This window comes from Photobacterium leiognathi (assembly GCF_030685535.1).
GTDB lineage: Bacteria > Pseudomonadota > Gammaproteobacteria > Enterobacterales > Vibrionaceae > Photobacterium > Photobacterium leiognathi.
On sequence record NZ_CP131601.1, the window covers coordinates 24,400 to 37,337 of the forward strand.

Sequence of the window (12,938 nt, forward strand, 5' to 3'; positions counted from 1 at the left end):
ATCAGAGACATAAACCTTGGTTGTTTGAACATACGAAACCTCTTGGGGTTGTATGGTTAAGTGACTAAGCGTACACGGTGGATGCCTTGGCAGTCAGAGGCGATGAAGGACGTATTAACTTGCGATAAGCCCAGAGAAGGTAGTAAAAACCGGTGACTCTGGGATTTCCGAATGGGGAAACCCACGTGCATAAGCACGTATCGTGTTGTGAATACATAGCAGCACGAGGCGAACCGGGGGAACTGAAACATCTAAGTACCCCGAGGAAGAGAAATCAACCGAGATTCCGGTAGTAGCGGCGAGCGAAACCGGATTAGCCCTTAAGCTAGTTTGATGTTAGGTGAAGGTTCTGGAAAGTGCCGCGATACAGGGTGATAGCCCCGTAACCGACAACATCTTATCAGTGAAAACGAGTAGGACGGGACACGTGTTATCTTGTCTGAATATGGGGGGACCATCCTCCAAGGCTAAATACTCCTGACTGACCGATAGTGAACCAGTACCGTGAGGGAAAGGCGAAAAGAACCCCTGTGAGGGGAGTGAAATAGAACCTGAAACCGTGTACGTACAAGCAGTAGGAGCCCACTTGTTGGGTGACTGCGTACCTTTTGTATAATGGGTCAGCGACTTAATTTTAGTAGCAAGGTTAACCGTTTAGGGGAGCCGTAGGGAAACCGAGTCTTAACTGGGCGAATGAGTTGCTAGGATTAGACCCGAAACCGAGTGATCTAGCCATGGGCAGGTTGAAGGTGAGGTAACACTTACTGGAGGACCGAACCGACTAATGTTGAAAAATTAGCGGATGACTTGTGGCTAGGGGTGAAAGGCCAATCAAACTCGGAGATAGCTGGTTCTCCCCGAAAGCTATTTAGGTAGCGCCTCGGACGAATACTACTGGGGGTAGAGCACTGTTAAGGCTAGGGGGTCATCCCGACTTACCAACCCTTTGCAAACTCCGAATACCAGTAAGTACTATCCGGGAGACACACGGCGGGTGCTAACGTCCGTCGTGAAGAGGGAAACAACCCAGACCGCCAGCTAAGGTCCCAAAGTTATAGCTAAGTGGGAAACGATGTGGGAAGGCTCAGACAGCCAGGATGTTGGCTTAGAAGCAGCCATCATTTAAAGAAAGCGTAATAGCTCACTGGTCGAGTCGGCCTGCGCGGAAGATTTAACGGGGCTAAGCTATACACCGAAGCTGCGGCAATGTACTTTTGCCATTGGGGAGCGTTCTGTAAGCCGTTGAAGGTGTGCTGTAAGGCATGCTGGAGGTATCAGAAGTGCGAATGCTGACATGAGTAACGATAAAGGGAGTGAAAACCCTCGCCGGAAGATCAAGGGTTCCTGTCCAACGTTAATCGGGGCAGGGTAAGTCGACCCCTAAGGCGAGGCCGAAAGGCGTAGTCGATGGGAAACGGGTTAATATTCCCGTACTTCTTATAATTGCGATGGAGGGACGGAGAAGGCTAGGTGAGCCTGGCGACGGTTGTCCAGGTCCAAGTATGTAGGCTGATGGTTTAGGAAAATCCGGACCATCTTAAGGCTGAGATACGATGTCGAGTCACTACGGTGACGAAGTCATTGATGCCATGCTTCCGGGAAAAGCTTCTAAGCTTCAGATTATAAGAAATCGTACCCCAAACCGACACAGGTGATCAGGTAGAGAATACCAAGGCGCTTGAGAGAACTCGGGTGAAGGAACTAGGCAAAATGGTACCGTAACTTCGGGAGAAGGTACGCTCCTAGCGGTGATGAGACTTGCTCTCTAAGCTGCCGGGAGTCGCAGATACCAGGTGGCTGCAACTGTTTATTAAAAACACAGCACTGTGCAAAATCGAAAGATGACGTATACGGTGTGACGCCTGCCCGGTGCCGGAAGGTTAATTGATGGGGTTAGACTTCGGTCGAAGCTCTTGATCGAAGCCCCGGTAAACGGCGGCCGTAACTATAACGGTCCTAAGGTAGCGAAATTCCTTGTCGGGTAAGTTCCGACCTGCACGAATGGCGTAATGATGACTACGCTGTCTCCACCCGAGACTCAGTGAAATTGAAATCGCAGTGAAGATGCTGCGTCCCCGCGGCTAGACGGAAAGACCCCGTGAACCTTTACTATAGCTTGGCACTGAACATTGACCCTACATGTGTAGGATAGGTGGGAGACTGTGAAATAATCGCGCCAGCGGTTATGGAGTCGTCCTTGAAATACCACCCTTGTATGCTTGATGTTCTAACGTTGGCCCCTTATCGGGGTTACGGACAGTGCCTGGTGGGTAGTTTGACTGGGGCGGTCTCCTCCCAAAGAGTAACGGAGGAGCACGAAGGTGGGCTAATCACGGTCGGACATCGTGAGGTTAGTGCAATGGCATAAGCCCGCTTGACTGCGAGAATGACAATTCGAGCAGGTGCGAAAGCAGGTCATAGTGATCCGGTGGTTCTGAATGGAAGGGCCATCGCTCAACGGATAAAAGGTACTCCGGGGATAACAGGCTGATACCGCCCAAGAGTTCATATCGACGGCGGTGTTTGGCACCTCGATGTCGGCTCATCACATCCTGGGGCTGAAGTCGGTCCCAAGGGTATGGCTGTTCGCCATTTAAAGTGGTACGCGAGCTGGGTTTAGAACGTCGTGAGACAGTTCGGTCCCTATCTGCCGTGGGCGTTGGATGATTGAGAGGGGCTGCTCCTAGTACGAGAGGACCGGAGTGGACGAACCGCTGGTGTTCGGGTTGTGTCGCCAGACGCATTGCCCGGTAGCTAAGTTCGGAATCGATAACCGCTGAAAGCATCTAAGCGGGAAGCGAGCCTCAAGATGAGTCATCCCTAGACCTTTAAGGTCTCTAAAGGGTTGTTGAAGACTACAACGTTGATAGGTCGGGTGTGTAAGTGCTGTGAGGCATTGAGCTAACCGATACTAATTGCCCGTGAGGCTTAACCATACAACACCCAAGGGGTTTTATACGGACTCCAAGAACACTTGAACGTGTGTTTGAGAATCAGCTTTCTAAGATTGTAATGAATTTGCTTGGCGACCATAGCGTTATGGACCCACCTGATCCCATGCCGAACTCAGTAGTGAAACGTAATAGCGCCGATGGTAGTGTGGGGCCTCCCCATGTGAGAGTAGGACATCGCCAGGCTTCAAATTTAAGATACTTGTTCTGAACGACAGGTATCGGATAAAACGAAAGTTTTATCTCCGTGTGGAGCGGTAGTTCAGTTGGTTAGAATACCGGCCTGTCACGCCGGGGGTCGCGGGTTCGAGTCCCGTCCGCTCCGCCACTTTATTTGAGCGTCGTCTCGTTAAACACGAACTACAGGGGTGTAGCTCCAATTGGCAGAGCAGCGGATTCCAAATCCGCGTGTTGGGAGTTCGAATCTCTCCACCCCTGCCATCTTCGAAAGCCTCGTCAGAAATGACGAGGCTTTTTTGCATTTGTGTTTCAGAAATAACAGCGGATTTTGCTGTATTTAGTGCTATCGCATGTTGGGAGCTGGAGCGCCAGCCCGGTCGAATCACTTCACCCCTGCCATTTTCGAAAGCCTCGTTAGAAATGACGAGGTTTTTTTGTATTTGTGTTTTAGTAATAACAGCAGGTTTTGCTGTATTTAGTGCTATCGCATGTTGGGAGCTGGATTGCCAGCCCGGTCGAATCACTTCATCTCTGCCATTTTCGAAAGCCTCGTCAGAAATGTCGGGGCTTTTTCATATCTAGGGTTTTGTTTGGGGGATAAAGCCTCATAACAGCAATGAGGCTTGAGTTCAGTGAACGTTATAGAAGAGGATTAGGCGTAGTGATAAAAATGCTTTAGCCATTGCTCTGCAATCATCATCTCGTCTTTTTCTGAAAGTGCTTGTATGCCGCGCTTAAACTGATGGGGGTTATCAAGCAGTTTTAAACCTGCGAGCATATGTGCGGCTTCAAATAAGTAGAGAGTAGGATCGCCCATGCCTGTTTTAAAAGGTGTATTCGCTGATTCTCCACCTGCCAGTAGATACACACTATGACCTTGTTTGTTTTTATATTCTTTGGTGAGTGCATTTGAGTGTACTTCTGTTAGTACATCGTTTGCTAATAGATCGGGTAAGTGAAGTTCGTCGTCAGCTGAGGTTACAGTACTAATAAACATGGGTTGCGATAGGTTATCTATCATTTCAGGGGTAATAGATTGATTACCTGTGCAACAGAACAACATATTGCAGTGTTCAACGAGATGGTTGATTGAACAGGCTTTAATACCATCTCTGGGAAACTGGGTAAGTTTACGGGGATCGAAATCGGCTACATGAATATTGGTAATACCTTTTGCTTTTAAGTGTTTGATCACTCCTCGTCCTAGATTTCCAGCGCCAATAACTCCTGTTTTTAGAAATCCTGAGTTATTGATTTTTAGACCAAACTCTTCACGTAAGATCTGATCAGAATAATGGACGATACACTCTGATGCTTCAAAGTCAGCAAGCATTTTTATACTAAGATGAGAGACGGAAACTAACGGTTTAGAGAGTGGTTTATCGAGGTATTTTTGCAGTCCGTTAGCTGTGAGCTCGGTAATGCCAATACATTGTTCTTGAAAGGTTTCACAAATATGCGAAATAGCATAAGAGAAGTAGCCACCGTGATCGAGGATCAGAAAAGGGGTTTCTACATCGATGTATTGACGGATCATTGCTTCACAATGAGCAGGGTTTCTTAAATAGGCTTTATTATTTTGGGTCGAGACAACGTGGCAATGGGGGATTGTACTGATGGTGGTTAGTAGGCCAGGAGTAGCGCCAAGAGTGGCATCTTTGGGAATAAATACTAGCTTGTCAGCGAGTTCTGCTAGCACGTTGATATAAGGCAGTGAGCCTTCGTAGCTGTGCATGACAGAAAAAATGACGAGGTTATCTGGAATAGTATGCGTTTGGGATAATGTTTTTAAAAATTGGTAACCATGATCGGCATAGAAATCAGCGCAATATGAATGCGTTAAGATTGGTTTTGGCACTACTGTTGTTCCTTGAAAAATGTACAAGAGAGTTAAAGTAAGCTCTCTGAATAACTGTCATGAAAAAGTTGTAGCAAAGCATGTAATAGAGGTTCTTGTTCGCGAGATTGTTTACAACACAAACCTAAACTCATAGGTTCGATTGATTCGGTACTAAATCGTTGAACCTTGTCGCTGACAGGACTGTTATTTATTACCACATCTGGCGCAATTCCAACACCACATCCTAGTGCGACCATACTGACAATGGCCTCATGTCCTGATATTTGGGCATAAATAGAGGGGGTTATTTTCTTTTTCTTAAACCATTTATCAGCACGAGTTCGCGCTGGTCCTGATTCTGGCAGTATAAAGGGTAAAGATTTCCAATCTGGATCATGGTTTAAGCTTTTTTGTAGCGTAGGGGCTGAAATTATTGGGCTGATCAGTGACATTTGGATTTGATCAACTTCGATGTAAGTTAATTTAGGCGGTAAATTGTCGGGTTTAGCGGCAATAGCGATATCAACTTGATCGGAAAGCACTTTATCAATGGCCAGTGCCGGATCGCCTGTTTGCAGTTGGATTTCGATATGGGGATAAATGATGCGAAATTTATTTAAGATTGTCGGCAGGTGGCTATAACTGGCCGTGACGGAGCAAAATAGGGTTAACTTTCCTTGTAGCTGGGAATGATCTTCCTGCAACTCACTTTTCACTTCAAACCAATTACTCACAATTAAAGAGGCGACAGGTAGCAATTTTTTTCCGGCAAGGGTGAGTTCCACACTGCGATTATCACGAATAAACAAGGTTTGCCCTAAGTCTTCTTCTAAGCGTTGAATAACACGACTTAAAGCGGAAGGACTGATGTGCATTGCCTGTGCGGTTTGGCTGAAATTATGGGATTCACAAAGGTGAAGAAATAGTTGCAGATTTTTAATATTCATCGTCCATGTTGCATAATTTGCAATTAGTTGTTGTGAATATAGCACTTTGCGCAACAAATTACCTGATCTACTATCAGGTTATTCGACAATGAAGATGTCGACCCAAGGATATATTTTCACGGAGTTTGTTGTTATGGCTAATTATTTTAATACCCTGAACCTACGTCAGCAGTTAGATCAACTAGGTCGTTGTCGTTTTATGGATCGCGCTGAGTTTGCAACTGAGGCAGATTACCTAAAAGGTAAGAAAGTGGTGATCGTAGGTTGTGGTGCGCAAGGTCTAAACCAAGGTCTGAATATGCGTGATTCAGGTCTGGATGTATCTTATGCATTGCGCCAAGCGGCGATTGATGAGCAACGTCAATCATTTAAAAACGCGAAAGAGAATGGGTTTGAAGTAGGTAGCTACGAGCAACTGATCCCACAAGCAGATCTAGTGGTAAACCTTACCCCTGATAAGCAGCACACCAATGTGGTTGAAACCGTAATGCCACTGATGAAGCAAGGTGCAGCGCTAGGTTACTCGCACGGTTTCAACATCGTTGAAGAAGGTATGCAAATCCGTAAAGACTTAACGGTTGTTATGGTTGCACCTAAGTGTCCAGGTACAGAAGTACGTGAAGAGTACAAGCGTGGTTTCGGTGTTCCAACACTTATTGCTGTTCACCCTGAAAATGACCCACAAGGCGATGGTCTTGAAATTGCTAAAGCATGGGCGGCGGCAACTGGTAGTCATCGTGCAGGCGTACTAGAGTCGTCATTTGTTGCTGAAGTTAAATCAGATCTGATGGGGGAGCAAACTATTCTTTGTGGCATGCTACAAGCTGGCTCTATCGTATGCTACGAGAAGATGATTGCTGATGGTATTGCACCTGAGTACGCAGGCAAGCTGCTACAGTATGGTTGGGAAACGATCACTGAAGCACTGAAGTTTGGTGGTGTATCTCACATGATGGATCGTCTATCAAACCCTGCAAAAGTAAAAGCGTTTGATCTGTCTGAAGAGCTAAAAGATCTCATGCGTCCACTTTATAACAAGCACATGGATGACATTATCTCTGGTCACTTCTCTAGTACGATGATGGCTGACTGGGCAAATGATGATGCAGATCTACTTGGCTGGCGTGGTGAAACAGCAGAAACACAATTTGAAAACTACCCAGCATCTGATCTTCAAATTAGCGAGCAAGAGTACTTTGATAACGGTATCTTGATGGTTGCTATGGTACGTGCGGGTGTTGAACTAGCATTTGAAGCAATGACAGCATCAGGCATCATTGATGAGTCTGCATACTACGAATCACTACACGAACTACCGCTTATCGCAAACACCATTGCACGTAAGCGTCTGTACGAGATGAACGTGGTTATCTCTGATACTGCAGAGTACGGTAACTATCTATTTGCAAACGTAGCAACGCCATTACTGCGTGAGCAATTTATGCCGAAAGTAGCGACGGATGTGATTGGTAAAGGATTAGGTGAGACATCTAACTTTGCTGACAACCAGAAGCTAATTGAGGTGAATGAAGCACTACGTAATCACCCAGTTGAAGTGATTGGTAAAGAGCTACGTGGTTACATGAAAGACATGAAGAAAATCGCAGTAGGCGGTTAATGTCAGCGTAAGCGAATAAATAGAAAAGCCCGGTGAATACCGGGCTTTTTAGTATCTGGAATAACAGATTATGCGTTGTCGATTTTGTCTTCAGCAGACAGTTTCGCTTCAAGCTCTGCCATTTTGTGCTCTAGCTCGTTTAGCTTTTGACGTGTGCGTAGTAGCACTTGAGTTTGTACTTCAAACTCTTCACGGTTAACAACATCTAGTTTACCCAACTGTGATTGGATCACCTGACGTACTTTTTGCTCAACGTCGTTACCTAGATCTTTAACTGGCTGTGGCATCGCGTCTTGAATTTGCTTAGCTACTTGCTCAAGCTTTTTTGGATCAAACATGATTCGCTTACTCCGTTGCGAGAATCTTTATTCTGTTATTGTAATCGTAAAATAAAAGGGCGCGGAAATTCCAGCGCCCTTTTTACATTTCTCTATTTACTTAGAAATGGCTATCTGTCGCATCGTCATCTTCAACGAAAACAGGTAGCGGTTTGTGTTCGCTTGCTAGGAATGTATAGATAACTGGCAGAACAAACAAGGTAAATAGCGTACCAATTGAAAGACCAGCAACGATAACAATACCAATACTAAAGCGAGAGGCAGCACCTGCGCCTGATGCGTAAAGTAGTGGGATCAGACCTGCAATCATCGCACATGTGGTCATTAGGATTGGACGAAGACGGATCTTCGCAGCTTCCATGACCGCTTCTAAGCGATTCTTACCGTGGAATAGCTGTTCTTCTTTTGCTACCTCACAGATCAAAATACCGTGTTTAGTGATCAAGCCAATCAGGGTGATAAGGCCGATCTGCGAGTAGATATTCAAGGTCGTCGCACCCCATGCCAGTGCGATCAACGCACCACAAATAGCAAGAGGAACCGATACTAGAATAACCAGTGGATCACGTAGCGATTCAAACTGAATAGCCAGCACTAGGAAGATAACAGCCAATGCTAAACCGAAGGTTGCGTATAGTGCGTTACCTTCTGTTACGTACTGACGGCTCTCGCCAAGGTAGTTGTAGCTATAACCTTTAGGCAGTACTTTCGCCGCTTCTGTATTTAACCAGCTCACCGCATCACCAATTGATGTACCAGGGGCTAATACGCCACTGATGGTTGCTGCGTTTTGTTGGTTAAAGCTTGGTAACGTTGGTGGTGTTGATGTCACCTTGATGGTTACTAAGCTACCGAGTGGGATCAGATCGCCTGTATTTGTTTTCACGTAGTAGTTGTTTAAATCGTTTGGATTGAAACGGTTCTTACGTTCAACTTGTGGGATCACCTTGTATGAACGACCTAAGATATCAACGCGGTTAATGTCACCGCCTGCTAGCATGGTACTTAGTGTGTTACCGATAGATTGCATCGTCACACCGTAAGCGCCTGCTTTGTCTTTGTTGATCTTGATCTTCATGTCAGCTGAGTCGTATCTCAAGTTCAGATCCGAGTAAACGAACATCGGGTTATCTTTCACTTTCGTTAGCATCTCAGATGCCACTTGGAACAAGCTCTTAAAGTTGTTCGGAGTGGTGATCACGAACTGAACAGGGAAGCCACCGCCAGCACCTGGTAAGCTTGGCATTTGGAACGCAGCAACCGACATTTGAGGAATGTCTTTGATTTTCTTCGCTACGTCATTAGCCACTTCTGCTTGGCTTTCAGTACGCTCACTCCAAGGCTTCAAGGTAGCTAGACCAAACGCTTGGTTGGCAGCAGGAATACCTGAGAATACCTGCGCGTATTCCACGCTCTTTTGCTCTGTTAGTACCTTGTTGACTTGGTTCATGCTGTCTTCAATGAAGTCCAAGTTTGCGTTTGATGGCGCATTACCTTGGAACACGACTACGCCGTTATCTTCCGCAGGCGCAAGCTCACTTGGAATAAATTTGAACAAGAATGGCAAACTTGCGAATGCACATACCGCAAACACGATCACCACAGGGCGCATGTTCATGATGCCGCCTAGCATCTTCTCGTAACGTAGCGTTAGACGATCTAAGAAGCGGTGTACGGCTTGTTCGAATTTATTTGGCGCAGCATTTTCTTTTAGGAAGTGAGCACACATCATCGGTGATAATGTCAGTGCGATGATCCCTGAGATAAATACGGCACCCGCTAGCGTTAATGCAAACTCTTTAAAGAGTGAGCCTGTTAAGCCACCCATTAATGCGATTGGCGCGTATACCGCACCTAGCGCGATAGTCATGGAGATAACTGGAATCGCGATTTCACGTGTACCAATAATGGCAGCACGGAAAGGGCTTTCTCCCATCTTCATATGACGCTCAACGTTTTCAAGTACCACGATGGCGTCATCTACTACCAGACCGATGGCAAGTACCATTGCCAGTAGTGTCATCAAGTTCCACGAGAAGCCAAATAGCTGCATCACCAATGCCACACCAACAAGTGATAATGGAATAGTGATGATAGGGATCAGTACTGAACGTAGTGAGCCGATAAATAGCGCGATCACCACCAATACAATCACCGCTGCTTCAAGGATAGTTTTAATTACCTCATGAATAGAGTCGTTGATCGCAATCGTTGAGTCGTACATCACCGTCATCTTGATGGTGCTTGGCATGTTACGCTCAATGGTTGGTAGTAGTTTAATAACATCGGCAGCGATGTTAATTGGGTTGGCACTTGGTGCTGCTTGAATCGCGGCTACCACAGCTTCTTGGCCGTTTGCTGATGCGCGGTAGCTGTCACTACTTTTCGATAGCGTTACTTTCGCGATGTCGCCAAGACGGGTTACTTGACCATCTTTACTGGTTACAACCAGCTTTTCTAGTGTTTCAGGGCTGTTTGACTGGGTATCTGCACTACCGTTGTAGAGGACAAAGTCATTGTTCACCTGACCTACCGCAGATTGGTAGTTATTCGCCTTTAGGACTTGAATAACATCGCTTGCTGATAGGTTAAATGCAGCCATTTTCTGTGGATCTAACCAAACACGTAGCGCGTAAGGTACACCACCGTACATATCAACTTTCGATACGCCGTTAACCGTAAATAGTTGTGGCTTAACCACACGCTCGATGTAGTCAGTGATCTGACTAGAGTTCAAGCTTTTACTGGTGAAACCTAAGTAAAGCACACCCGTATCACCACCAGTTGATAGGGTGATGGTTGGGTCTTGGGTTTCTGTTGGTAACTGCGAACGAACCGAGTTTACCTTCGCCAAAACGTCAGCCAAGGCTGCGTTCGGGTTGGTATTCAGTTTCATTTGTACTGTGATTGTCGACATCCCCAGCGTACTTTGTGCGGTGATGTAGTCAATATTATCGGCTTGAGCAATGGCCTGTTCTAAGGGCTGAGTAATAAAGCCCTGCATCAGATCTGCACTGGCACCATAGTATGCGGTACTAACCGTTACTACGGTGTTGGTCATTTCTGGATACTGTCGAACCTGCATTTTGAATATCGCCTGAAAGCCAAGCAATGCGATCAGTAAGCTGATCGAAATTGCGAGGACGGGGCGTCTGATAAAAATATCAGTAAAGCGCATAACGAGAGTTCTCCAATTACAGCAGTGGTGTTACTGCTGGAGCTTTAAGTGCATCATTTTCAACAACATGCACTAGCGATTTGTTACTTAGACGAATTTGACCTGTGGTAACGATTTGCTCGCCAGTTTTAATGCCTGAAAGAATGCGCACTTTGTTACCGTGGTTTTGACCTGTGGTCACCACTGTTTGAATAGCACGTAATTTGCCATCAACTTCTTTTAGTACGTAAACCGTGTCACCGTATAGGGTGTAGGTGATCGCCGTTTGTGGCACGATAATTTGATTGCTAATGGTTGGTAGGATCACTCGTGCACGAGCAAACATACCACTACGTAGCTTACCGCCACTGTTAGGGATGTCGGCTTGTACTTGTACTAAACCCGTTTGCGCGTTAACCGCAGGCTCGATTGCCGTGATTTGACCTTTGAAGTCGATGTCTTGGTAAGCGTCCACATTGATATCTACCGTTTGACCGATTTGGATCTTAGAAATGTCGGTTTGCGGTACGGTGAAACGGAAACGCATAGTACGAGTATCTTCTAGACGTACGATCTGTGTGCCTGGTTGAATGTATTGACCAAGATAAACGTTACGTAGACCTACTTCACCATCAAACGGCGCCACGATATCACGACGTTGAATTGACTCTTCTAACGATTTAATTTGCGATACAAGGGCACGGTAGTTTGCTTTTGCTTCATCAAGGCTAGACTTAGATACTGAACCTTTACGGTAAAGATCTTGGTAACGTTTGTATGTTGCTTCAACCGCTGGCAGTTTAGCTTTGGTACTTTGTAGACTTGATTCTTCTACATTGGAGTTGATCGATACCAACTCTTGACCTGCTTTAACACGCTGACCTGATTCAAAAGCGATTTTGCTGATCACACCTGATGCTTCAGATGTTAGCGTCACACCTTGAACTGGCTCGATGAAACCAATGGCTTGGATCGCAGGGTACCAGTTCTCGCCCTTCGTCGTAATCGAGGTTACTGGGTAGTTTGGCTCTGGCATATTCGCCATGTATTCAGCAATTTTCTTCTCTTTGAATAAGTTGAAACCAATGACACTCCCGAATAACAGGAGGACAAGAAGTAACACTACTATCCACTTTTTCATTGTTAGGTTTGCTCCGGTTTAGCGATATTAATGCAGAGTGATAGCGTCCCAAGAGGCATTGATAACGGCTTCAATTTCGTCATCACTGATCTCTAGCCCACGGTGAATTTGCCGACGAGCTAAACTACAACTCGTTTCAAGACTCAATACACTCAGTACCTCGTTATCGAGATCCTTAAATAAGCCACATGCTTTTCCGTCATTGAACATAGTTGCAACGGGGGAAAAGAGTTTTTGACTTAAACGTATTCGATCTTGTTTGTTTTGGCATGGCAGGCTTTGGAACTGTCCCCGAATGACTAACGGGGCATCACCATTGATTGTCATGTGCCACAAGTTAAGCCACATAGTGCGGTAGCGCTGCTTGATCGGCATACTATCGACAATGTTGTGACTTATCTGTGCTGCGATATAACTTAAAATGTGATCATGTAATTGGTTGAGTAGGTCTTCTTTATCATTGAAGTAACGGTAAATTGTACCTGCTGCGACATTGGCTTCCTTAGCAACCATTTGCATTGAAAGACCATGAAAGCCTAATTCTGCGAGAAGCTTTTCTGCTGCTGCCAATATACGTTGTTTTTTCTCATTCATAGTGGCAATTATATTTGGGTGTGAAATGAATGAACGATCGTTCATTATTGTAGATTGTCATCCTTGATGCGCAAGTTTTAAATTAGCCTTTTGAACTATATTTTCTATTTTGTTACGGCCGTTTATGCTTTTAGCAAATAAGCGCTTTTGATTTATTATCTTAACGTTATAA

General features: G+C 45.5%; 7 protein-coding genes, 2 tRNA genes and 2 rRNA genes. 5 read left to right on the forward strand and 6 right to left on the reverse strand.

Going from position 1 to position 12,938, the window contains the following annotated elements:
- Positions 1–54: 54 nt before the first annotated feature.
- The 4 genes from Q7674_RS06935 to Q7674_RS06950 all read left to right on the forward strand — a co-directional run bounded on the left by Q7674_RS06935 (position 55) and on the right by Q7674_RS06950 (position 3,392).
- A 23S ribosomal RNA gene (locus Q7674_RS06935) occupies positions 55–2,936 on the forward strand.
- 85 nt (positions 2,937–3,021) lie between these two features.
- Positions 3,022–3,137 (forward strand): 5S ribosomal RNA (gene rrf / locus Q7674_RS06940).
- Positions 3,138–3,202: 65 nt separating this feature from the next.
- Positions 3,203–3,279 (forward strand) — tRNA-Asp (locus Q7674_RS06945).
- A 36-nt stretch (positions 3,280–3,315) separates the two neighbouring features.
- Positions 3,316–3,392, forward strand: a tRNA-Trp gene (locus tag Q7674_RS06950).
- A 391-nt stretch (positions 3,393–3,783) separates the two neighbouring features.
- Here Q7674_RS06950 and Q7674_RS06955 read toward each other — a convergent pair.
- Together Q7674_RS06955 and ilvY are read right to left on the reverse strand one after the other, a co-directional pair.
- Complete coding sequence (locus Q7674_RS06955; RefSeq protein ID WP_305423385.1) at positions 3,784–4,989, reverse strand: NAD(P)-binding domain-containing protein; 1,206 nt, start codon at positions 4,987–4,989, stop codon at positions 3,784–3,786.
- A 32-nt stretch (positions 4,990–5,021) separates the two neighbouring features.
- Positions 5,022–5,918 carry an HTH-type transcriptional activator IlvY gene (gene ilvY / locus Q7674_RS06960; protein WP_045066187.1) on the reverse strand — a complete coding sequence of 299 codons (897 nt, stop codon included), beginning with the start codon at positions 5,916–5,918 and terminating at the stop codon, positions 5,022–5,024.
- Positions 5,919–6,051: 133 nt separating this feature from the next.
- On the opposite strand from ilvY, the gene ilvC reads away from it, so the two are divergent.
- Positions 6,052–7,536: a ketol-acid reductoisomerase gene (gene ilvC / locus Q7674_RS06965; RefSeq protein WP_305423387.1), complete on the forward strand. Its 1,485-nt coding sequence runs from the start codon at positions 6,052–6,054 to the stop codon at positions 7,534–7,536.
- Positions 7,537–7,604: 68 nt separating this feature from the next.
- Here the strand turns inward: ilvC and ubiK are convergent, their stop codons facing one another.
- The 4 genes from ubiK to Q7674_RS06985 all read right to left on the reverse strand — a co-directional run bounded on the left by ubiK (position 7,605) and on the right by Q7674_RS06985 (position 12,811).
- The gene (gene ubiK / locus Q7674_RS06970; protein ID WP_045066181.1) at positions 7,605–7,874 is read right to left on the reverse strand and encodes a ubiquinone biosynthesis accessory factor UbiK; all 270 of its coding nucleotides are present in this window, start codon (positions 7,872–7,874) and stop codon (positions 7,605–7,607) included.
- A 100-nt stretch (positions 7,875–7,974) separates the two neighbouring features.
- Positions 7,975–11,052 (reverse strand): multidrug efflux RND transporter permease subunit, encoded by a 3,078-nt coding sequence (locus Q7674_RS06975; protein ID WP_008988285.1) that lies wholly within the window; start codon positions 11,050–11,052, stop codon positions 7,975–7,977.
- Positions 11,053–11,068: 16 nt separating this feature from the next.
- Entirely contained in the window at positions 11,069–12,172 is a 1,104-nt protein-coding gene (locus Q7674_RS06980) for an efflux RND transporter periplasmic adaptor subunit (protein ID WP_045066182.1), read from the reverse strand.
- 27 nt (positions 12,173–12,199) lie between these two features.
- Positions 12,200–12,811 (reverse strand): TetR/AcrR family transcriptional regulator, encoded by a 612-nt coding sequence (locus tag Q7674_RS06985; protein WP_008988283.1) that lies wholly within the window; start codon positions 12,809–12,811, stop codon positions 12,200–12,202.
- Positions 12,812–12,938: the final 127 nt, after the last annotated feature.

Excerpts from the sequence above, each read along its gene's own strand:
- ubiK (WP_045066181.1), bottom strand. The coding sequence starts at position 7,874 with ATGTTTGATCCAAAAAAGCTTGAGCAAGTAGCTAAGCAAATTCAAGAC.
- ilvY (WP_045066187.1), bottom strand. The coding sequence starts at position 5,918 with ATGAATATTAAAAATCTGCAACTATTTCTTCACCTTTGTGAATCCCAT.
- Q7674_RS06980 (WP_045066182.1), bottom strand. The coding sequence starts at position 12,172 with ATGAAAAAGTGGATAGTAGTGTTACTTCTTGTCCTCCTGTTATTCGGG.
- ilvC (WP_305423387.1), top strand. The coding sequence starts at position 6,052 with ATGGCTAATTATTTTAATACCCTGAACCTACGTCAGCAGTTAGATCAA.
- Q7674_RS06975 (WP_008988285.1), bottom strand. The coding sequence starts at position 11,052 with ATGCGCTTTACTGATATTTTTATCAGACGCCCCGTCCTCGCAATTTCG.
- Q7674_RS06985 (WP_008988283.1), bottom strand. The coding sequence starts at position 12,811 with ATGAACGATCGTTCATTCATTTCACACCCAAATATAATTGCCACTATG.